The organism is Streptomyces sp. NPDC060232 (assembly GCF_042726555.1).
GTDB lineage: Bacteria > Actinomycetota > Actinomycetes > Streptomycetales > Streptomycetaceae > Streptomyces.
On the sequence record NZ_JBHXAG010000007.1, the window covers coordinates 255,668 to 277,126 of the forward strand.

Consider the following 21,459-nt stretch of genomic DNA (forward strand, 5'->3'; position numbering starts at 1 on the left):
ATGAACGTCCCGGCCCCCGGCCTGCCGGCCCGGGTCCGCATCCACGAGGTCGGCGCCCGCGACGGCCTGCAGAACGAGAAGACGGCCGTCCCCACCGAGGTCAAGGCGGAGTTCGTCCGCCGTCTGGCCGCCTCGGGCCTGACCACGATCGAGGCGACCAGCTTCGTGCACCCCAAGTGGGTGCCCCAGCTCGCCGACGCCGAGCAGCTCTTCCCGCTGCTCGCCGACGTGGACGCCGCACTTCCCGTCCTGGTGCCCAACGAGCGCGGCCTGGACCGCGCGCTCGCCCTCGGGGCCACCCGTATCGCTGTGTTCGGTTCGGCCACGGAGACCTTCGCCTCCCGCAACCTCAACCGCACCGTCGCCGAGTCCCTCGCCATGTTCGAGCCCGTCGTGGCCCGGGCCCGGCAGGGCGGGGCGCACGTGCGCGGCTATCTGTCCATGTGCTTCGGCGACCCCTGGGAGGGCGCCGTACCGGTCCACCAGGTCGTCTCCGTGGCCAAGGCCCTGCTCGACCTCGGCTGTGACGAGCTGAGCCTCGGCGACACGATCGGCGTCGCCACCCCGGGCCATGTCCAGGCCCTGCTCTCCGCGCTGAACGAGGCCGGTGTCACCACCGACCGCATCGGCGTGCACTTCCACGACACCTACGGCCAGGCCCTGTCCAACACCCTCGCCGCGCTCCAGCACGGCGTCACCACCGTCGACGCCTCCGCCGGCGGCCTCGGCGGATGTCCGTACGCGAAGAGTGCCACCGGCAACCTCGCGACCGAGGACCTGGTGTGGATGCTCGACGGTCTCGGTATCGAGACCGGGGTCGACCTGGCCGCCCTCACCGCCACGAGCGTGTGGATGGCCGAACAGCTGGGACGCCCCAGCCCCTCCCGCACCGTCCGCGCCCTCTCCCACAAGGAGTAGTCACACCATGTCCCTCGACCACCGGCTCACCCCTGAGCACGAGGAACTCCGCAGAACCGTCGAGGCGTTCGCCCACGACGTGGTCGCCCCGAAGATCGGCGACCTGTACGAGCGGCACGAGTTCCCCTACGAGATCGTCGCCGAGATGGGCCGCATGGGCCTGTTCGGCCTGCCCTTCCCGGAGGAGTACGGCGGCATGGGCGGGGACTACCTCGCTCTCGGCATCGCCCTGGAGGAGCTGGCCCGCGTCGACTCCTCGGTCGCCATCACCCTGGAGGCCGGGGTCTCGCTCGGCGCCATGCCCCTGTACCTCTTCGGTACCGAGGAGCAGAAGCGCCAGTGGCTGCCGAAGCTGTGCTCGGGCGAGGTGCTGGGCGCGTTCGGCCTGACCGAGCCGGGCGCGGGCTCGGACGCCGGCGGCACCCGCACGACCGCCGTCAAGGACGGCGACGAGTGGGTCATCAACGGCTCGAAGTGCTTCATCACCAACTCCGGTACGGACATCACCGCTCTGGTCACGGTCACCGCCGTGACGGGCCGCAAGGCGGACGGCCGCCCGGAGATCTCCTCGATCATCGTCCCGTCCGGCACGCCGGGCTTCACGGTGGCCGCCCCGTACTCGAAGGTCGGCTGGAACTCGTCGGACACCCGTGAGCTGTCCTTCGACGACGTACGGGTGCCGCTGGCCAACCTGGTGGGCCAGGAGGGTCGCGGCTACGCCCAGTTCCTGCGGATCCTGGACGAGGGCCGGATCGCCATCTCGGCGCTCGCCACGGGCCTCGCGCAGGGCTGTGTGGACGAGTCGGTGAAGTACGCCAGGGAGCGTCACGCCTTCGGCAAGGCGATCGGCGACAACCAGGCCATCCAGTTCAAGCTGGCCGACATGGAGATGCGCGCCCACATGGCCCGCATCGGCTGGCGTGACGCGGCGTCCCGCCTCGTGGCCGGGGAGCCGTTCAAGAAGGAGGCGGCCATCGCGAAGCTGTACTCCTCCACGGTGGCCGTGGACAACGCCCGTGACGCGACGCAGATCCACGGCGGCTACGGGTTCATGAACGAGTACCCGGTGGCCCGGATGTGGCGGGACTCCAAGATCCTGGAGATCGGCGAGGGCACCAGTGAGGTCCAGCGCATGCTGATCGCCCGCGAGCTCGGTTTCGCCGGCTAGTTCAAAAGCCCGTGCGAGCACGGGTGATGGGAGGGGGCCCGAAAAAACTTAGGGCCCCCTTACCGTTTTCGGCCAAGGTTAGGCTAACCTTCCCCACGAACGGCACGCTGGTGGCCGCCCCGGTACGCACGAAAACGGACATCGATTATGCCCAAGTCCCGCAGCTTCTCCTTCACCCGTCGCGGCTTCGTCGCCGCGGGTGGCGCCCTCGGCCTCGTCGCCGCGCTCGCCGCGTGCGGCGGCACCGACACGGCGAAGGGCGACGGCGACAAGGGCAGCAACGCCGCCGCGTCCTCCGGTCCCTGGACCTTCAAGGACGACCTGGGCAAGGACGTCAGCACCAAGTCCACGCCGAAGAACATCGTCGCCTTCACCGGCACCGCCGCCGCGCTGTACGACTACGGCGTCCCGGTCAAGGGCGTCTTCGGCCCGACCAAGACCGCCGACGGCAAGCCCGACGTCCAGGCCGGTTCGATGGACATCTCCAAGGTCAAGATCATCGGCAACGTCTACGACGAGTTCAACGTCGAGGAGTACGCCTCCCTCCAGCCCGACCTGCTCGTCACCAACACCTGGGACGGCTCGTACTGGTACGTGCCCGAGGCCTCCAAGGACAAGATCCTGAAGCTGGCCCCGGCCGCCGCGATCGGCGTCGGCGGCGACGTCTCCATGGACAAGGCCCTGGAGCGCACGGCGGACCTCGCCAAGTCGCTGGGCGCCGACATGAACGCCAAGGCCGCCGTCGACGGCAAGGCCCGCTTCGAGGCCGCCGCCGCCAAGGTCCGCGAGGCCACCAAGGCCAACCCCGGCATCAAGGTCCTTGCCGGCTCCGGCTCCGCCGACCTGTTCTACGCCTCCACCGCGGACACTTCGGCCGACCTGAAGTACTTCAGGACCCTCGGCGTCGAGTTCATCACCCCCGAGAAGCTCGACGAGGGCGGCTTCTTCGAGAGCCTGAGCTGGGAGAACGCCGGCAAGTACAAGGCCGACCTGATCCTGCTCGACAACCGCACCGGCACCCTGCAGCCGGAGGAGCTGAAGGCCAAGGCCACCTGGGCCGAGATGCCCGCCGTGAAGGCCGGCCAGGTCGCCCCGCGCACCACCGAGCCGATCTACTCGTACGACAAGTGCGCCCAGATCCTTGAGGACCTCGCGAAGGCCCTCCAGAACGCCAAGAAGGTCGCCTGACCCTCGCGCGTGGCGCCCGGTGACCCGGGCGCCCGCTCCCAGGGCGTGTCCACGTGGACACGCCCTGGACTCGCTTCAGGCCGTACCGACTTCCAGGGGGACCTTCCGCATGACCGCCACCGCGTCCGACTCACCGGCCATCGCGCACTTCCGCTTCTTCACCCTCGAAGTGCTCCGCACGCGCCGTCTGGGCCACTCCTTCCTGCGGGTCACGTTCGGCGGTGAGTCCCTCGCGGACTTCCGGTCGGGCGGCTTCGACCAGAGCCTGTCGCTCTTCCTGCCCCCGTCCGGCGTGGAGCACACCGCGCTCCCCTCCACGGACGAGGACACCTGGTTCACCGCCTGGCGCGGCATGCCGCAGGAGGAGCGGCCGGTGATGCGCTCCTACACCGTGCGCGAGCAGCGCACGGACGACGCGGGCGCGGTCGAGGTCGACGTCGACTTCGTCCTGCACGGGGATTCGTCCCCCGCCTCCCACTGGGCGGGGCGCGCGAGCGCCGGCCGCCGGATCCTGGCGATCGGCCCGGCCGTCGCCGAGAACAAGTCCGTGCGCTTCCAGGCCCCGGCCGACGCCGACACCGTCTGGATGTACGCGGACGAGACCGCCCTGCCGGCCGCGGCCGCGATCCTGGAGCGGCTGCCCGCGGACACCCCGGTGCGCGCCTGGTTCGAGGTCCCGCACGAGGACGACCGCCTCGAACTGCGCACGCCCCCCGACACGGACATCACATGGATCGTGCGCGAGGGCGACGACCGGGAGCGGACGGGCCGGGTGCTGGACGCGCTCCGCTCGGCGCAGCCGCCGGCCGCCCGGGCTCCGTACGTATGGCTGGCGGGCGAGGCGGGCACGGTTCGCGCGGTGCGCCGCCACGTCGTGCAGGAACGATCCGTCGACCGCCGCTCGGTGCGTTTCACCGGCTACTGGCGGCTCGGAGCGAGCGAGGAGCAGCTCCTCGCGGAGGCGTATGCGGGCAAGGCGCCCAGCGAGGACCCCGCCTCCGAGCTGTAGTCAATTGGCTTTCGCCCCACGGCAGTTCGAGATGGGCCCCGGTTCCGACCGGGGCCCATCTTCATTTGGTCATTATGTTTAGGTTAGGCTAACCTAAACATCACACACCCCACCCTCCCCTTCCCCCCCTGCCCGGAGGAAAGTTGATGCGCCAGCATCTGCTGAACGAGACGACCGCGGATATCTACCGCCGTTCTGTCACCGAGGGCGTCGACCGCGTCGCCGCCAAGCTCGCCACCACCGAACGGCCCCACACCGGCATATCCGTCGACGAACTCGCCCCGGTCATCAACGGGATCGACCTCGACACCCCGCTCGGCGACTCCTCCGCCGCGCTGGCCGAGCTGGAGGACGTCTACCTCCGCGACGCCGTCTACTTCCACCACCCGCGCTACCTGGGCCACCTCAACTGCCCGGTCGTCATCCCCGCGGTAGTCGGCGAGGCGGTCATGGCCGCCGTCAACTCCTCCCTCGACACCTGGGACCAGTCCATCGGCGGCACGCTCATCGAGCGCCGCCTCATCGACTGGACCACGCGCCGCATCGGCCTCGGGGAGAACGCCGACGGCGTCTTCACCTCCGGCGGCAGCCAGTCCAACTTCCACGCCCTGCTGCTGGCCCGCGACGAGGCCTGCCGCACCGTCATGAAGCGCGCCATGGACGCCGGGATCGGCCTGACCAAGGCCGAACTCCTGCCGAAGCTGCGCATCTTCACCTCCGAGGCCAGCCACTTCAGCGTGCAGAAATCGGCCGCCATGCTGGGCCTGGGCTACGAGGCCGTCATCTCCGTGCCCGTCGACCGCAACCGCCGCATGGACACCTCCCTCCTCGCGCTGGAGCTGGAGAACTGCGCCGCCGAGGGACTCTTCCCCATGGCCGTCGTCGCCACCGCCGGCACCACCGACTTCGGGTCCATCGACCCGCTCCCCGAGATCGCCCGCCTGACCGCAGAGCACTCCGCGTGGATGCACGTGGACGCCGCCTACGGCTGCGGACTGCTGGTCTCCCCCACCCGCCGGCACCTCCTCGACGGCATCGAGCACGCCGACTCGGTCACGGTCGACTACCACAAGTCGTTCTTCCAGCCCGTCAGCTCCAGCGCGATGCTGGTCCGCGACCGCGACACCCTCAAGCACGCCACGTACCACGCGGACTACCTCAACCCGCGGCGCATGGCCGAGGAGCGGATCCCCAACCAGGTCGACAAGTCCATCCAGACCACGCGCCGCTTCGACGCCCTCAAGCTCTGGATGACGCTGCGCATCATGGGCGCCGACGGCATCGGCTCCCTCTTCGACCAGGTCATCGACCTCGCCGCCGCCGGCTACGACGTCATCACCGCCGACCCGCGCTTCGAGGTCGTCGTCGCACCGCAGATCTCCACCCTCGTCTTCCGCTACCTGCCCGGCGACGACGTCCCCGCGGACCTCCTCGACGAGGCCCAGCTCCACGCCCGCAAGGCGCTCTTCGCCTCCGGCGAGGCCGTCGTCGCCGGCACGAAGGTGGACGGGCAGCAGTACCTGAAGTTCACCCTCCTCAACCCGCAGACCACGACGGCCGACATCGCAGCCGTCCTCGACCTCCTCGCCGCACACGCCGAGCAGTTCCTGGGAGAATCCCTTGCCGTCCACCACTGAGCCCCACGACTTCATCGGCATCGGCCTCGGTCCCTTCAACCTGGGACTGGCCTGCCTGACCGCGCCGATCGACGAGCTGAGCGGCCTGTTCATCGAGTCGAAGCCGCACTTCGAGTGGCACGCGGGGATGTTCCTGGACGGCGCGCACCTCCAGACGCCCTTCATGTCGGACCTGGTCACCCTCGCCGACCCGACGTCGCCCTTCTCCTTCCTGAACTACCTGAAGGACCAGGACCGGCTGTACTCCTTCTACATCCGGGAGAACTTCTACCCGCTGCGCGCCGAGTACAACGACTACTGCCGCTGGGCCGCCGACCGGCTCGACAACGTCCTGTACTCGACCTCCGTCACCGAGGTCGCCTACGACGAGGCCGCCGGCCTGTACGAGGTCCGCACCGACAAGGGCGAGACCCACCGCGCCCGCCGCATCGTCCTGGGCACCGGCACCTCGCCGTACGTACCGCAGGCCTGCGCCGGCCTCGGCGGCGACTTCCTGCACAACTCCGCCTACATGCCGAACAAGGCGGAGCTGCAGAAGAAGAAGTCCATCACCCTGATCGGCTCCGGCCAGAGCGCCGCGGAGATCTACTACGACCTCCTCGCCGAGATCGACGTGTACGGCTACCAGCTCAACTGGGTCACGCGCTCCCCGCGCTTCTTCCCGCTGGAGTACACCAAGCTGACGCTGGAGATGACCTCCCCCGAGTACGTGGACTACTTCCACGCCCTCCCGGAGGACACCCGCTACCGGCTGGAGACCCAGCAGAAGAACCTCTTCAAGGGCATCGACGGCGATCTGATCAACGCCATCTTCGACCTGCTCTACCAGAAGAGGATCTCCATGCCGGGCGCCGTGCCGACGACCCTGCTGACCAACACCTCGCTGAACAGCACGGTGTACGACACCACCACGGGCTCCTACACCCTCGGGCTGCGCCAGGAGGAGCAGGAGCGGGACTTCTCCCTCAGCACCGAGGGCCTGGTCCTGGCCACCGGCTACAAGTACCGGACCCCGGACTTCCTGGGCCCGGTGCAGGGCCGCCTCAACTTCGACGGCCGCGGCCGCCTCGACGCCGCCCGCAACTACAGCGTCGACACCACGGGCCGCGAGGTGTACCTCCAGAACGGCGCCACCCACAACCACTCCCTGACCTCCCCCGACCTGGGCATGGCCGCGTACCGCAACGCGTACATCGTCAGTGAGCTGCTCGGCCGCGAGTACTACAAGGTCGAGAAGTCCATCGCGTTCCAGCAGTTCGCCGCCCCGGAAGGCACCCACGCATGAGCACCACCGACACCCTCTACTCCCGGACGGACTCCGTCCTCGGGGACTTCGCGATCCGCCCGCTGGACCCCTTCGCCGACGCGGAGCTGCTCCACGGCTGGGTCACGCACCCCAAGGCCTCGTTCTGGATGATGCAGGACGCCTCGCTGCCGGACGTCGAGCGCGAGTACATGCGCATCACGGCCCACGAGCACCACCAGGCCTACATCGGCCTGCACGAGGGCCGCCCGGCCTTCCTGATGGAGACCTACGACCCGGGCGAGCTGGAGCTGGTCGGCCTGTACGACGCCCAGCCCGGCGACGTCGGCATGCACTTCCTCGTCGCGCCCAGCGACCGGCCGCTCCACGGGTTCACCCGCGCGGTCATCACCACCGTCATGGCAGCGATCTTCGCCGACCCGGCGACCGTCCGCGTCGTCGTCGAGCCGGACGTCGCCAACACCGCCGTGCACGCCCTGAACGAGGCCGTCGGCTTCGTGCCGGAGCGCCAGGTCACCAAGCCGGAGAAGGAAGCACTGCTGAGCTTCTGCACCCGCGCGCAGTTCGAGGCCGCCACCGGCATCGCCCAGGAGGTGTCGATATGAGCCTCTCCGACGCCGTCTCCCACCTCTCCCCCGAGCTGTGGGCCCGCGCCAACCGCGCCCTGGTCCGCAAGGCCATCGCCGAGTTCGCGCACGAGCGCCTCCTGACCCCCGTCTCCCTCGGCGGCGACCGCTACTCGGTCGTCTCCGACGACGGCGCGGTGGAGTACCGCTTCGACGCCACCCGGCAGGTCCTGGACCACTGGGCGGTGGACGAGACCGCCATCACCCGTCTGCGGGACGGCGAGTCGCTGCCGCTGGACGCCCTCGACTTCCACATCGAGTTCCAGCAGACCCTGGGGCTGAGTGCGGAGGTCCTGCCGGTCTACCTGGAGGAGATCTCCTCCACCCTGGCGGGCTCGGCCTTCAAGTACACCAAGCCGCAGGTCCCCGCCGCCGTGCTGGCGAAGTCCTCCTTCCAGGACATCGAGACCGGCATGACCGAGGGGCACCCCTGCTTCGTCGCCAACAACGGCCGGCTCGGCTTCGGCGTGCACGAGTACCACTCGTACGCCCCCGAGGCCGCGAACCCGGTGCACCTGGTCTGGGCCGCCGCGCACAAGGACGTCGCCACCTTCACGGCGGGCGCCGGCCTGGAGCACGACAGCTTCATGCGCGCCGAGCTGGGCGACACGGCGGTCGACCTGTTCGCGGCGAAACTGCGCACCCTGGGGCTGGACCCGGCGGACTACCTGCTCTTCCCGGTCCACCCCTGGCAGTGGTGGAACAAGACCACGGTCACCTTCGCCGCGGAGATCGCGGGCCGCCGGCTGGTGCTGCTCGGCGAGGGCGAGGACGCCTACCTCCCGCAGCAGTCGATCCGTACGTTCTTCAACACCACCACCCCGACCAAGCACTACGTCAAGACGGCCATCTCCGTCCTGAACATGGGCTTCATGCGGGGTCTCTCGGCCGCCTACATGGAGGCCACCCCCGCCATCAACGACTGGCTGCACCAGCTGATCGAGTCCGACGAGGTCCTGCGGTCCGTCGACTTCTCGATCATCCGCGAGCGGGCGGCGATCGGCTACCGGCACCTGCAGTACGAGCGCGCCACCGACCGCTACTCGCCCTACCGCAAGATGCTGGCGGCCCTGTGGCGCGAGTCCCCGGTGAACTCCCTCGGGGACGGCGAGCGCCTGGCCACCATGGCCTCGCTCCTCCACGTGGACGCCGAGGGCAGGTCGTTCGTCGGCGCCCTGATCGAGGAGTCCGGCCTCACCCCGGCCGAGTGGCTGAAGCCCTACCTGCGCGCCTACCTGCTGCCGCTGGTGCACTGCTTCTACCGGTACGACCTCGCGTACATGCCGCACGGCGAGAACACCATCCTGGTCATCAAGGACGGCGTCGTCCAGCGTGCGATCTTCAAGGACATCGCCGAGGAGATCGTCATCATGGACGCGGACGCGGTGCTGCCGCCCGCGGTCGAGCGGATCCGGGCAGACGTCCCGGAGGACATGAAGCTGCTGTCGATCTTCACTGACGTCTTCGACTGTTTCTTCCGCTTCCTGTCCTCCATCCTCGTCACGGAGGGCATCTGCACCGAGGGCACCTTCTGGCAGGCCGTGGCCGACTGCGCCCACGACTACCAGGAGTCCATGCCGGCCCTCGCAGAGAAGTTCGAGCGCTACGACTTCTTCGCGGAGGAGTTCCAGCTGTCCTGCCTCAACCGCCTCCAGCTGCGCAACAACAAGCAGATGGTCGACCTCTCCGACCCGTCCGCCGCCCTCCAGCTGATCGGCAACCTCAAGAACCCCGTCGCGCCCTTCGCGCGGCGGTGAGACACGGGGCGGGGCGGGTGTCGAGACGGTCCCTCGGCACCCGCCCCGCCTCCCGCGTCCCGCATTCCGAACGAGCTGGCGAATCGATTCGCTTGCGCATACGATCTCCGCGATCACAGGAAGCACGGGGAGCGTTCCATGACGTGGGATCAGAACATCTCGCAGGGTGAACTTCGCGCGTCCGCCGGGGCGGTGGACACCTTGGTGACAGACCTGCGGCCGATACTCACCAAGGCGCTGGCCGACCTCACGGACGCGGGCACCTCCTTCGCTCCCTGGTCGGCCGGGGCCAAGATGACCGGCGCGAGCAAGGGCTGGGGTAGCGCACTGCAAACCCTTCAGCAGACCCTCGCCGACCATGCGGAGGGCCTCCGGGGCCTGGCCAACGGCACCGATGTGATGGAACAGGAAATCCTGTCCAAGTTCCGGGGCTGGTGACCTGCCGTGCCCGAACTCTTCGCCCAGCTGTTCCGTCAGGACTTCGCCGAACTCGACGCCGCCACCGCTTCCTGGAAGAAGCTCGCCAAGGCCTTCGACGACACCCAGCGGGGCAGCGCCAAGCGCGTCACCGGTCCCCTGCACAAGGCCGGCTGGGCCGGCGTCAGCGCCCACTACGGATTCGCCGCCATGGAGGCCACCGAGACGAAGCTCGGCACGGCCGAGGTGAACGCCCGCCTGATCGCCACGATCCTCCAGGCACTCGGCACCAAGATGCGCGACGCCCAGCGCAATCTGCGCAACGCGGTCGCGGACGCCGAAGCTGCCGGGCACAAGGTCCGTGAGGACGACGGATGGGTCGAACCGAAGCAGGCCGTCGACCCCAAGTACCACAACGACCCCGACTACGCCGGCCTGCAACGCGAGGCCAACTCCGGGCTCGGGGGCTTCCGGGCCCGCATCGACGCGGCGGTCGAGGCCGCCAAGACCGCCAGCCAGACGGCGGCCGACGCGCTCTACCAACTGGATCCCTTCGACCTCGACAAGCGCTACGGCGGCGCCCATGCCCAGGAAGACGCGGCGCGCGTCGCCGCATACGCCGGCATAGACCCGAAGGCCATCCCCGACGGCAAGGACCCCCAGCGGTCCAAGGACTGGTGGGCCGGCCTGGACGAGGAGAAGCGGCAGTTCTACCTCGCCGCCTACCCGGAGCGGCTCGGTGCCCTGGACGGCCTACCCGCGCCCGTGCGCGACGAGGCCAACCGGAGCGCCCTGGACCTGCGCCTGAACGACTACGCGCTACGGGAAGGCACGCTCGGCTACCACGACCGGTACAACTACCGGAACCTGACCACCCTCAAGGACCGGCTGGAGAAGACGGACAGCGGCCCGCCGGACAAGCAGATGTACCTGCTCGGGTACGGCACCGAGAAGGACGGCCGCGCGATCGTGGCCATGGGCAATCCCGACACGGCGCGGCACACCGCCGTCCTTGTGCCTGGAACGGACAACCAGTTGGACAACTACGGTGGTCAACTGGACCGCATCGGCAAGCTGCAGGACTCCGCGCGCAAGTCGGTCGCCCCCGGTGAGGAAGTCGCCGTCATCAGCTGGATGGACTACGACGCCCCCGAGATCGACGGCAGCGTCGCCACACCGGGCAGGGCGCACGCGGGAGAGGAGGACCTTCGGGACTTCACCCACGGCCTGCGCGCCGCCCACCAGGGCGAACGCACCCACCTGACCGTCATCGGCCACAGCTACGGCTCCACCATGACCGGCGCCGCAGACGCCGGCGGCCGCGGGCTGGACGCGGACGACGTGGTGGTGGTCGGCAGTCCCGGTCTCACCGTGGAGCGGGCGAACCAGCTGCACGTGAACCCGCAGCACCTGTGGGTGGGGGCCGCCCCGGACGACCGGGTCTCGAACTGGACCTCCGGCGCCACCCTGGGTGAAGACCCCAAGGACCCCGCCTTCGGAGCGCAGCGGATGCACGTCGACACCGAAGGACACAGCGGCTACTGGAACGAAGGCAGCCGGAGCCTGGACAACCAGGGCCGCATCATCGCGGGGCTGAAGCCGCGGCCCGGGCCGTCGAACTGACCCGAAGGAGACCGCGAACCATGTCCAGGACCATCAGGGCTTCCCTCGCCCTCGCCCTCACCGTGCTGCTTGGAGGCTGCATGTCCGACGACGGGGTCAACGACCCACTCCCCCGGATGAGCAAGGACAAGGCACAGGCCTGGGCGCAGCACTGGGTCGAATCCATGGCCCGTACGACGAGGTCCGAGATCATCCCGGGCACTCCCGAGGCGAACTTCCACCCTTGCACCGGCAAGAACGGCGAGACCGCTGATGACGGCCGCTTCATGCTGATGTTCAACGCCCGCACCAAGCTCCCCCGGGACCGGTACGTCGAGGCCACGAGGGCGCTTCGGGACGAGCTCACGAAGCAGGGCTTCGAGATCGCGGGCTACCAGGAGGGCCCGGGGCAGGAGCGCGGCGCCTACGGGCTCCAGGCCAGCCACCCGAGGGACAAGCAGTACGTCTCCGCGAGCGATGTCGGCGATGACGTGTGGAGCCTGTCGGTGGACACCCCCTGCCTGCTGCCGCCCGACGCGGAGCAGCAGCAGTTCTGAACCCGGTGCCCCGGTGTCCGGGCCCCGCCCGTCACCGCGCCCACGGAACGTCCGGGGCCCGGAAGTACCCGATGTCCTGGGCGTCCAGGCGGGGGGCCTGCGCAGCGAGGCGGCGGCTGTACGCACTCCAGTCCAGGGCGGCGGCCGGGGACCAGCCCAGCTCCGCCAGGCCCAGCACCCGCGGGAACGCCATCAGCTCCCACTCGGCCCGCGTCGCGACGTTCTCCGTCCACAGCGGGGCCTCCACCCCCAGCACCGCGGACTCCGCCACCCCGGCCAGGTAGGCCCCCGGGTCCCAGGAGTACGACCGCGCCACCGGGACGTAGCCCGCCCAGGACAGCCCCGGCTTCGTCGCAGCCGCGTACTTCATGTCCAGGTACACCCGGTCCGCCGGCGACAGGATCAGCGGGTGCCCGGCCTTCGCCGCCGCCGCCACGGCCGACCGGTCCGCGGCCGAGGTCTTGTCGTGGCCCCAGTACTGCAGGACCGCGCCCGCCGCCGGCCGCGCCGACGCCAGCTGGTGCCAGGCCACCACCGTCTTGCCGTGGCGGCCCACCACCTCCTGCGCCCGGTCCATGAAAGCCGCGTAGTCCGCCGCCGGCGTCGCGTGCGCCTCGTCGCCGCCGATGTGCAGGTAGCGGCCGGGCGTCAGCCGCGCCAGCTCTCCGAGCACGTCGTCGACGAACTCGTACGTCCGCTCCTTGCCCACGCACAGGGAGCTGAAGCCGACCTTGGTCCCGGTGTACCGCTGGGGGGCCTTCCCGTCGCAGTTCAGCTCGGCGTAGGAGGCCAGGGCCGCGTTCGTGTGCCCCGGCATGTCGATCTCCGGGACGACGTCCACGTACCGCTCGCCCGCGTACGCCACCAGCTCGCGGTACTCGTCCTTCGTCCAGTGGCCGCCGGGCCCGCCGCCGACCTCGCTCGCGCCGCCGTACTGCGCCAGCCGTGGCCAGGAGTCGATCGCCAGGCGCCAGCCCTGGTCGTCGGTGAGGTGCAGGTGCAGCGTGTTGACCTTGTACTGGGCGAGCTGGTCCACGTACCTCTTGACCTGTTCCACCGTGAAGAAGTGCCGTGCGATGTCGACCATCGCGCCGCGGTAGGCGAACCGCGGCCGGTCGGTGACCGTGCCTCCCGGCACCGTCCCGGGGCCGGCCACGGGCACCAGCTGACGCAGGGTCTGGCCCGCGCGGAACAGGCCCGCCGGGGTCCGTGCGACGAGGTCGACGCCGCTCGGCCCGGACTCCAGCCGGTAGCCCTCCTCACCGGCCCCCTCGGCCTCCGCGTCGATCCTGAGCCGGATCCCGTCGCCCCTCGCCCCGTCGACGACCGGCAGCGGCAGCCCGCTCGGGCCGCGCAGCTGCTCCGCGAGGAGCTCTCCCACCCGGCGGACCTCCCGGCGGTCCACCTCGCCCGCGCCCGGTCCCGTACGGATGACCGTGCCGGGCCCGAACGCGTAGCCGGGGCCCTCGGCGCGCGCGGAGACCGGCGCCGGCAGGAGCATTTCGAAGGGGGCCGGTACCGCGGGCGGGTCGTCGCCGGCGCTCGCGTCATCGCCGTGGGCGGCGGTGCAGGAGACGGCACCGAGGACGAGGAGGGTGCCGAGCGCGCGTCGCAGGACTCTCATGTGCCCAGGTATAGGCCAACTGGCCCGTCGTGGGCGGTGGGAGAATCGCCGAATGGCGGAAATCATCCAGAAGGACGGAACCTGGACGTTCGACGGCGACGGGGTGCGCATCGTGCCCGGTCGCGACAAGGGGGTGGGGCTGCTGCGGCAGACCCTGGGCGAAGTGGTCGTGCCGCTGCGCGCGCTCGCGGGGATCAGCTACGAGCCGGGCCGCAAGGCGGGACGGCTGCGCCTGCGGCTGCGTGAGGGTGCCGACCCGCTGACCCAGGTGACGGGCGGGCGGCTGCCGGAGGCCTCCGACCCGTACCGGCTGAGCGTGGAGCCTGACCGGACGGGGGTCGCGGAGTACTTCGTGGACGAGGTCCGCAACGCCCTGCTGCTGGAGCAGGTGGATCCGGGTCCGTCGGAGACCTATCTGCTGCCCGGCCCCAGCGTGCCGATAGCGGTGGGCGCGGGCGACGGGACGGTCACCTTCGACGGCGACCGGGTCGCGCTGGAATGGAACTGGACGACCGAGGAGGCCAAGCGCTCCGGGGGGCCGCGCGAGTTCCGGGTGACGGATCTGCGGACGGTGGAGTGGGCCCCGGCCAAGGGGCTTGAGAACGGCTGGCTCCGCTTCGGTCTGGCCGGCGCCCCGCAGTCGGCCGCGCCCAAGTACGACCCGCACACGGTGGAGCTGTTCGGTTTCAAGAAGGACCCGCTGATGGCGCTGGTCGCCGCGGCGGTGGCGCTGCGGCTGCCGCACCCGGCGGCGCCGGTGCAGGACCGGGCCGTCGAGGACGCCCCGCCGAAGGAGCTCGCCGCACCGGCCGCCGACGTCGCGGAGGACCACGACGCCCTGCTGCGGCGGCTGCGGGAACTGGGGGAGCTGCATCAGACGGGGGTGCTCACGGCTGACGAGTTCGCGGCGGCCAAGCAGGCCGTTTTGCGTAGATTCTGACCGGATGCATCCATTCCGCTGGTCCAGACCAGAGAGATCCTGCCCGGAATCGGGCAGGATCTTTGCGTTGGACGGCTGGAGCAGTCAATATCTACGGGTGCTCGACCGCCGCCCGTCCTATGACGATCTCGTCGAACACCTGGTGCGCAGCACCTCGCTGCAGCGGGGCGAAGCGGCCCGGGTGGTCCTCGACGTGCTCGCCTACTTCGACGAGACGACGGAGGACTTCGTCCGCCGCCGCCACCGCGAACTTCAGGCGGGCGGAGCCGTGAACGCCGAGATCTTCGAGCGGATCGCGGCCGAACTGCCGCACCGCGCCGTGGCGCCCCCGGAGCTCTCGCTCCGGCAGCTGCGCCGCATCGTCTACGGCTGACCGGCCGCGGCCGGCGCGGCCGCGGCGGGTGACGGGTACACGAACCGAACTTCAGGAGGGGCAAAACCGTATGTGCGGAATCGTCGGTTACATCGGAAAGCGTGATGTGGCACCGCTGCTGCTGGAGGGCCTGGCGCGGCTGGAATACCGCGGGTACGACTCCGCGGGCATCGTCGTGAACAGCCCGAAGGCCGGCGCGCTCAAGATGGTCAAGGCCAAGGGCCGCGTCCGCGACCTGGAGGCCCGGGTCCCCAAGCGCTTCGCCGGCACCACCGGCATCGCCCACACCCGCTGGGCCACGCACGGCGCCCCGAGCGACGTGAACTCGCACCCGCACCTGGACCCGGAGAACAAGGTCGCCGTCGTCCACAACGGCATCGTCGACAACGCCGCCGAGCTGCGCGCCAAGCTGGAGGCCGAGGGCGTCGTCTTCGCGTCCGAGACCGACACCGAGGTCATCACCCACCTGATCGCCCGCTCCCAGGCCGACACCCTGGAGGAGAAGGTCCGCGAGGCCGTCAAGGCCATCGACGGCACCTACGGCATCGCCGTGATGCACGCCGACTTCACCGACCGCATCGTCGTCGCCCGCAACGGCTCGCCGGTCATCCTCGGCATCGGCGAGAAGGAGATGCTCGTCGCCTCCGACGTCGCCGCGCTGATCGCCCACACCCGCCAGGTCGTCACCCTGAACGACGGCGAGATGGCCACCCTGAAGGCCGACGACTTCCGCACGTACACCACGAGCGGCACGACGACCAACGCCACCCCGGAGACCGTGGAGTGGGAGGCCGCCTCCTACGACATGGGCGGTCACGACACCTACATGCACAAGGAGATCTCCGAGCAGCCCGACGCGGTCGACCGCGTGCTGCGCGGCCGGATCGACGACCGCTTCAGCACGGTCCACCTGGGCGGCCTGAACCTGGACCCGCGCGAAGCGCGCGGTATCCGCCGGGTCAAGATCCTGGGCTGCGGCACCTCGTACCACGCGGGCCTGATCGGCGCCGGCCTCATCGAGGGCATGGCCCGCATCCCCGCGGACGCCGAGCCGGCCTCCGAGTTCCGCTACCGCAACCCGGTCGTGGACCCCGACACCCTCTACATCGCGGTCTCCCAGTCGGGTGAGACCTACGACGTCCTCGCGGCGGTGCAGGAGCTCAAGCGCAAGGGCGCCCGCGTCCTCGGCGTCGTCAACGTGGTCGGCTCCGCGATCGCCCGCGAGGCCGACGGCGGCGTGTACGTGCACGCCGGCCCCGAGGTCTGCGTCGTCTCCACCAAGTGCTTCACCAACACGGTCGTGGCCTTCGCGCTGCTCGCCGTGCACCTGGGCCGCATCCGGGACCTGTCGGTCACCGACGGCAAGCGGATCATCGAGGGCCTGCGCAGGCTGCCCGCGCAGATCCAGGAGATCCTCGACGGCGAAGAGGACATCAAGAAGCTCGCGGCCGAGTTCGCCGAGGCCAAGTCGATGATGTTCATCGGCCGGGTGCGCGGCTACCCGGTGGCGCTGGAGGCCTCCCTCAAGCTGAAGGAGATCTCCTACATCCACGCCGAGGCCTACCCGGCCTCCGAGCTCAAGCACGGCCCGCTGGCCCTGATCGAGCCCTCGCTGCCGACGGTCGCGATCGTCCCGGACGACGACCTGCTGGAGAAGAACCGCGCGGCGCTGGAGGAGATCAAGGCCCGCAGCGGCCGGATCCTCGCGGTCGCCCACCGCGAGCAGGAGAAGGCGGACCACACCATCGTGGTCCCGAAGAACGAGGACGAGCTGGACCCGATCCTCATGGGCATCCCGCTCCAGCTGCTGGCGTACCACACGGCCCTGGCCATGGGCCGGGACATCGACAAGCCGCGCAACCTGGCGAAGTCGGTCACCGTCGAGTAGCAGCCACGGCTGCCGCCGGAGACGGGAGGGCCCCCGTGCGCACCGCGCACGGGGGCCCTCCACGTACCGCGCTCAGCCCGCGGCGACCGCGCCGCCGCGCCGGGCCCTGCCGAGGGCCATCGGCCAGTGCGCCAGGACCGCGGTGGCCCCGTACCAGGCCAGCAGTCCGGCGACCGCGGCGACCCAGCCGCCCGCCTTGGCCAGCGCGCCGCCGTCCATGAACGAGGCTACGGCGAGCAGGACGAGGGAGAGGGTCAGCAGGCCGTAGACGCCCTGGCTGAACAGGCCGCTCGCGGCGGCGACCGTCAGGGTCAGCGCGAGCATGGCGAACAGGACAAGAAACGTTCCGGCGGCCTCGCCGGAGACCGAACCGCCGGCCCCCTTGGCCCACGTGAACCAGAAGATGCCCAGGCCCGCGAACGCGGTGCCGTTGAATCCGCTGCCGCCGCGGTACTCCAGGAGGCCCAGGAGGAAGAGGGCGGCGCCGCCGACGTACATCGCGAGCGACACGGAGCTGGCAGCGGACACACCGTCGATGACACCGGTGTGGCCGATACCGAATGCGAGAAGGGTCAGACCCAGGGCGATGTTCCCGAGGGTAGAAGTCGAGGCCGTGCTTCCCGCAGAGACACCATTGTCCACGGCGGGCTCCCTTCGATCTGCAGTTGTTTGCTGCGTCCCAGCAGCATTTATCTACCCTTTACACGGGGGCACAACCGCACAATCGACTTGCCAGCCGGTCACGGAATGACAACAACCGGTCGCTGTGCGCGCTTGGCCAGCCGGCCGGCCACCGAGCCGAAGATCCGGCCGACGATGCCGTGCGTGGAGCCGACCACGATGGCGTCGGCCGAATACTCCCGGCCGACCTCCTCCAGCTCATGGCAGATGTCACCGCCGCGCTCGACCAGGATCCACGGCACTTCCGCCAGATAGTCGGCGCAGGCGAGCTCCAGCCCGAGCACCTCGGTGCGGTGGTCCGGCACGTCCACAAAGACGGGCGGCTCGCAGCCGGCCCACACGGTGGTGGGCAGCCGGTTGGCGACATGGACGATGATCAGGCCGGATCCGGAGCGGCGGGCCATGCCGATCGCATAGGCGAGCGCGCGCTCACTGGAGGTGGATCCGTCGAATCCCACCACGACGCCATGCCGGAAGGCCGGGTCGCAGGGCGAGCGTGTCTGTTCCACCGCGCGCAGCTCGGCGGCCGACGCGGGGTCGGCGAGCCGTTTGCGCTTGCGGTCCGCGGGTTCGGAGAATTCGTGACCGGCCATGGGTGTCTCGGCGAAGAGGTCCTTGGAGGAAGCAACAGGGGCGAAATCGGCGACGCAGTGTGACGGAGCTCTGTCCGGGAAGCATCTTCCCAAGCCCATACCCTCCAGGGTACGGCGACACTCCTGTCCTGCACAGGGCTTGCCGCACTTGGAGAGCGTCCCAGGGAGCATGCCGGAGCGAGCGCGCCTTGGCAATGGCCGCTGACCCCTACAGCCAGTGACGGCAGCGGGGAGTTGCCACCCGTGCGCGCAGTGACCGAGCCCCGCCGGGCGGCGTTGGACACGCGTCCGACCGTTCAGGAAGAGCCCGCAGGGAGTACGCCGTGCCCGGCCATCCGGTTGACCCCGACCAGCCAGCTCAGCCGACCCAGTCCGTCCACTTCCCCGACCCTGGCGCGCACTTCGCCGCCTCTGCGCGCCAGCCGCTTCACCCGTCCGTGCGGCCCTCGGGGCGCCCGCATGACGACCCCGCGGGTGACGTCGTGCGCTGGGCGGCCTTCAGCTGCCTGCTCGTCCCGGTGGTCCTCGTCGTCTACGGCACCTCCGTGGGCGGGGCGGCGGTGGCCACCCTCGGCCTGTTCGTCGTCACGGCCGCCTGCCTGGTCCTGCTGCGGCACTCGGAACGGGCCGCGGCCCGCGTCCGCGCGCAGGAGCGCCCCGCGTCCGCACACCGCCGGCGGCACTCACGCGGCGGCACCCCGCGCCGCCGGGGCTGCCGCACCTCCGACTCCGCGTCCCCGCACGACTGACTCATTCGCACACCCACACCCGCACGTTTTAAGCCAACTTCCCGGCAGGGTGCCCCCCTTGCCGGAATGTCCCCCTGATCCCCCCACCACCAGCGACGAGATTCGCCGGGGGGCTTTTCGGCCCTACGGGTACTGGCCACAGCCGCGTTCCGAGCTTCCCACCCGGGTAGCGGAGTGGAACGCTTCCTGATCGAATGCTTTTCGCCAAGTTGAGAAGTCGACATAGCGCTGCGTGCTGAACTTGTCACGCCGACACCACGGGACGCAGTAGATTCGATCATGTATTTACGGCGGGGGATCCACGTGCAAGGCCGAGGGGAAACGTGCAGGTGCGACCAGACCAAGGAGTCGCGACACCCAAGGGGGGCTTAGCGCCATGAGCCAGGATTCCACCGCCGTCGTCGCAGACGCCGGCCGGAAGCTCGCGGGGCGTCGCCGCAGGGAGATCGTCGCGGTGCTGCTCTTCAGCGGCGGACCGATCTTCGAGAGCTCCATTCCACTATCCGTGTTCGGCATTGACCGGCAGGACGCGGGAGTTCCACGCTATCGACTGCTCGTGTGCGCCGGTGAGGACGGTCCGCTCAGGACCACCGGCGGACTCGAACTGACCGCGCCGTACGGGTTGGAGGCGATCGCCCGGGCAGGCACGGTCGTCGTTCCCGCCTGGCGCTCCATCACTTCACCGCCGCCTCCGGAGGCGCTCGACGCACTGCGTCTGGCGCACGAGGAGGGGGCCCGGATCGTCGGACTGTGCACCGGGGCCTTCGTGCTCGCGGCCGCCGGTCTGCTGGACGGCCGGCCCGCGACGACGCACTGGATGTACGCGCCGACGCTGGCCAAGCGCTACCCGTCCGTCCATGTCGACCCGCGCGAACTGTTCGTCGACGACGGCGACGTGCTCACGTCCGCGGGCACGGCGGCCGGAATCGACCTGTGCCTGCACATCGTGCGCACCGACCACGGCAGCGAGGCGGCCGGGGCCCTGGCCCGCAGGCTCGTCGTGCCGCCGCGCCGCACCGGCGGCCAGGAGCGCTACCTCGACCGGTCGCTGCCGGAGGAGATCGGCGCCGACCCGTTGGCCGAGGTCGTCGCCTGGGCGCTGGAACACCTCCACGAGCAGTTCGACGTGGAGACGCTGGCCGCCCGCGCCTACATGAGCAGGCGCACCTTCGACCGGCGGTTCCGCTCGCTCACCGGCAGCGCGCCGCTCCAGTGGCTGATCACGCAGCGGGTGCTCCAGGCCCAGCGGCTGCTGGAGACCTCCGACTACTCGGTCGACGAGGTCGCCGGACGCTGCGGGTTCCGCTCGCCGGTCGCCCTGCGCGGCCACTTCCGGCGGCAGCTGGGGTCCTCCCCGGCCGCGTACCGCTCCGCCTACCGGGCACGCCGCCCGCAGGCAGACGTGGCGCAGGTCTCGGAGATCTCAAGCGGGCCGGTTCCGCACCAGCGCACTCCGCAGCCCCACCGGGCAGCGGCGGCCCTGGCCGCGGCGGGTCCCACGGTAACGGAGCTGTACGCCCCGGGCCGGGTCCTGCGGGAACACGCGTAACCCCCACCACGGGTACGACAGCGAAGGTCCTCCGTCGGTCACCGCCGACGGGGGACCTTCCGCATATGCGGTCCGCTCCGCAAGGGACCGCATAAGGTGGGACACATGAACGATCGCATGGTGTGGATCGACTGCGAGATGACCGGGCTCTCGCTGACGGACGACGCACTTATCGAGGTGGCCGCACTGGTCACCGACTCGGAACTCAACGTGCTCGGCGAGGGCGTGGACATCGTGATCCGCCCGCCGGACGCGGCCCTGGAGACCATGCCCGACGTGGTCCGCGAGATGCACACCGCCTCCGGCCTGCTCGACGAGCTGGCCGGCGGAACCACCCTCGCGGATGCCGAGGCGCAGGTCCTGGCGTACGTACGGGAGCACGTGAAGGAGCCGCGCAAGGCTCCGCTCTGCGGGAACTCGGTCGGCACCGACCGCGGCTTCCTGCTGCGCGACATGGCCGCGCTGGAGAGCTACCTGCACTACCGGATCGTGGACGTGTCCTCGGTCAAGGAGCTGGCGCGCCGCTGGTACCCGCGGGCGTACTTCAACAGCCCCCCGAAGAACGGCAACCACCGGGCGCTGGCGGACATCAAGGACTCCATCACCGAGCTGCGCTACTACCGGGAGGCGGTCTTCGTGCCGCAGCCCGGGCCCGACTCGGACACGGCCCGCAGCATCGCGGCCAAGCACACGTCCTAGGTTTCCGCGCCGGCCCTCCGGAGGGGGTGCGGGAAAAGGGTGGAGCGAGCACCCTCCCGGACCCTGTACCCTTTTCTTCGGCCGGTCGGTTTCGACCGGACATGGTGGGTGTAGCTCAGTTGGTAGAGCACCTGGTTGTGGTCCAGGTGGCCGCGGGTTCAAGTCCCGTCACTCACCCTGCGGGAAGGCCCCGGTACGCGGAAGCGGACCGGGGCCTTCT

20 protein-coding genes and 1 tRNA gene are annotated in these 21,459 nt (G+C 70.2%); 18 read left to right on the forward strand and 3 right to left on the reverse strand.

What is annotated here, in order from left to right:
* The 11 genes from ACFWFZ_RS13610 to ACFWFZ_RS13660 all read left to right on the forward strand — a co-directional run bounded on the left by ACFWFZ_RS13610 (position 1) and on the right by ACFWFZ_RS13660 (position 12,143).
* Positions 1–918, forward strand: a complete 918-nt coding sequence (locus tag ACFWFZ_RS13610; RefSeq protein ID WP_387121341.1) for a hydroxymethylglutaryl-CoA lyase — start codon at positions 1–3, stop codon at positions 916–918.
* 7 nt (positions 919–925) lie between these two features.
* Positions 926–2,086, forward strand: coding sequence for an acyl-CoA dehydrogenase family protein (locus tag ACFWFZ_RS13615; protein WP_387121226.1), 1,161 nt, complete (start codon positions 926–928; stop codon positions 2,084–2,086).
* A gap of 147 nt (positions 2,087–2,233) precedes the next feature.
* A complete protein-coding gene (locus ACFWFZ_RS13620) occupies positions 2,234–3,274 on the forward strand; it encodes an ABC transporter substrate-binding protein (protein WP_387121229.1) in 1,041 nt (346 codons plus the stop codon).
* Positions 3,275–3,383: 109 nt separating this feature from the next.
* Entirely contained in the window at positions 3,384–4,283 is a 900-nt protein-coding gene (locus tag ACFWFZ_RS13625) for a siderophore-interacting protein (RefSeq protein ID WP_387121232.1), read from the forward strand.
* Between the two features lie 146 nt (positions 4,284–4,429).
* Complete coding sequence (locus tag ACFWFZ_RS13630; RefSeq protein WP_387121235.1) at positions 4,430–5,920, forward strand: pyridoxal phosphate-dependent decarboxylase family protein; 1,491 nt, start codon at positions 4,430–4,432, stop codon at positions 5,918–5,920.
* Positions 5,904–7,205, forward strand: coding sequence for a lysine N(6)-hydroxylase/L-ornithine N(5)-oxygenase family protein (locus ACFWFZ_RS13635; RefSeq protein WP_387121238.1), 1,302 nt, complete (start codon positions 5,904–5,906; stop codon positions 7,203–7,205). The genes ACFWFZ_RS13630 and ACFWFZ_RS13635 overlap by 17 nt, the downstream gene beginning before the upstream one ends.
* Positions 7,202–7,789 (forward strand): GNAT family N-acetyltransferase, encoded by a 588-nt coding sequence (locus ACFWFZ_RS13640; RefSeq protein ID WP_387121241.1) that lies wholly within the window; start codon positions 7,202–7,204, stop codon positions 7,787–7,789. Before ACFWFZ_RS13635 ends, ACFWFZ_RS13640 begins: the two co-directional genes overlap by 4 nt.
* Positions 7,786–9,567: an IucA/IucC family protein gene (locus ACFWFZ_RS13645; protein ID WP_387121244.1), complete on the forward strand. Its 1,782-nt coding sequence runs from the start codon at positions 7,786–7,788 to the stop codon at positions 9,565–9,567. Before ACFWFZ_RS13640 ends, ACFWFZ_RS13645 begins: the two co-directional genes overlap by 4 nt.
* A gap of 138 nt (positions 9,568–9,705) precedes the next feature.
* The gene (locus tag ACFWFZ_RS13650; protein ID WP_387121246.1) at positions 9,706–10,005 is read left to right on the forward strand and encodes a hypothetical protein; all 300 of its coding nucleotides are present in this window, start codon (positions 9,706–9,708) and stop codon (positions 10,003–10,005) included.
* A 6-nt stretch (positions 10,006–10,011) separates the two neighbouring features.
* Entirely contained in the window at positions 10,012–11,607 is a 1,596-nt protein-coding gene (locus tag ACFWFZ_RS13655) for an alpha/beta hydrolase (protein ID WP_387121249.1), read from the forward strand.
* A gap of 20 nt (positions 11,608–11,627) precedes the next feature.
* Positions 11,628–12,143 carry a hypothetical protein gene (locus ACFWFZ_RS13660; protein ID WP_387121251.1) on the forward strand — a complete coding sequence of 172 codons (516 nt, stop codon included), beginning with the start codon at positions 11,628–11,630 and terminating at the stop codon, positions 12,141–12,143.
* Between the two features lie 31 nt (positions 12,144–12,174).
* On the opposite strand, the gene ACFWFZ_RS13665 is transcribed toward ACFWFZ_RS13660, so the two are convergent.
* Positions 12,175–13,767 carry a family 20 glycosylhydrolase gene (locus tag ACFWFZ_RS13665; protein WP_387121254.1) on the reverse strand — a complete coding sequence of 531 codons (1,593 nt, stop codon included), beginning with the start codon at positions 13,765–13,767 and terminating at the stop codon, positions 12,175–12,177.
* 52 nt (positions 13,768–13,819) lie between these two features.
* Between ACFWFZ_RS13665 and ACFWFZ_RS13670 the strand changes: the two genes are divergently transcribed.
* The 3 genes from ACFWFZ_RS13670 to glmS all read left to right on the forward strand — a co-directional run bounded on the left by ACFWFZ_RS13670 (position 13,820) and on the right by glmS (position 16,968).
* The gene (locus ACFWFZ_RS13670) at positions 13,820–14,707 is read left to right on the forward strand and encodes a DUF4429 domain-containing protein (RefSeq protein WP_387121256.1); all 888 of its coding nucleotides are present in this window, start codon (positions 13,820–13,822) and stop codon (positions 14,705–14,707) included.
* A gap of 97 nt (positions 14,708–14,804) precedes the next feature.
* Complete coding sequence (locus ACFWFZ_RS13675; RefSeq protein WP_030025937.1) at positions 14,805–15,080, forward strand: hypothetical protein; 276 nt, start codon at positions 14,805–14,807, stop codon at positions 15,078–15,080.
* Positions 15,081–15,150: 70 nt separating this feature from the next.
* Positions 15,151–16,968, forward strand: a complete 1,818-nt coding sequence (gene glmS / locus ACFWFZ_RS13680) for a glutamine--fructose-6-phosphate transaminase (isomerizing) (protein WP_387121259.1) — start codon at positions 15,151–15,153, stop codon at positions 16,966–16,968.
* Positions 16,969–17,040: 72 nt separating this feature from the next.
* On the opposite strand, the gene ACFWFZ_RS13685 is transcribed toward glmS, so the two are convergent.
* Together ACFWFZ_RS13685 and ACFWFZ_RS13690 are read right to left on the reverse strand one after the other, a co-directional pair.
* On the reverse strand, positions 17,041–17,610 hold the full coding sequence (locus ACFWFZ_RS13685; RefSeq protein ID WP_387121262.1) for a GPR1/FUN34/YaaH family transporter: 570 nt from the start codon (positions 17,608–17,610) through the stop codon (positions 17,041–17,043).
* Positions 17,611–17,708: 98 nt separating this feature from the next.
* The gene (locus tag ACFWFZ_RS13690) at positions 17,709–18,242 is read right to left on the reverse strand and encodes a universal stress protein (protein ID WP_030655530.1); all 534 of its coding nucleotides are present in this window, start codon (positions 18,240–18,242) and stop codon (positions 17,709–17,711) included.
* Positions 18,243–18,565: 323 nt separating this feature from the next.
* Here ACFWFZ_RS13690 and ACFWFZ_RS13695 point away from each other — a divergent pair, with 323 nt between their 5' ends.
* The 4 genes from ACFWFZ_RS13695 (at position 18,566) to ACFWFZ_RS13710 (ending at position 21,416) form a co-directional block, all read left to right on the forward strand.
* Positions 18,566–18,991, forward strand: a complete 426-nt coding sequence (locus ACFWFZ_RS13695) for a hypothetical protein (RefSeq protein ID WP_387121265.1) — start codon at positions 18,566–18,568, stop codon at positions 18,989–18,991.
* Positions 18,992–19,367: 376 nt separating this feature from the next.
* Complete coding sequence (locus tag ACFWFZ_RS13700; RefSeq protein WP_362632390.1) at positions 19,368–20,540, forward strand: helix-turn-helix domain-containing protein; 1,173 nt, start codon at positions 19,368–19,370, stop codon at positions 20,538–20,540.
* A gap of 105 nt (positions 20,541–20,645) precedes the next feature.
* Positions 20,646–21,239, forward strand: a complete 594-nt coding sequence (orn, locus tag ACFWFZ_RS13705) for an oligoribonuclease (protein ID WP_387121268.1) — start codon at positions 20,646–20,648, stop codon at positions 21,237–21,239.
* A gap of 104 nt (positions 21,240–21,343) precedes the next feature.
* Positions 21,344–21,416: transfer RNA gene (locus ACFWFZ_RS13710), tRNA-His, on the forward strand.
* Positions 21,417–21,459 lie beyond the last annotated feature (43 nt).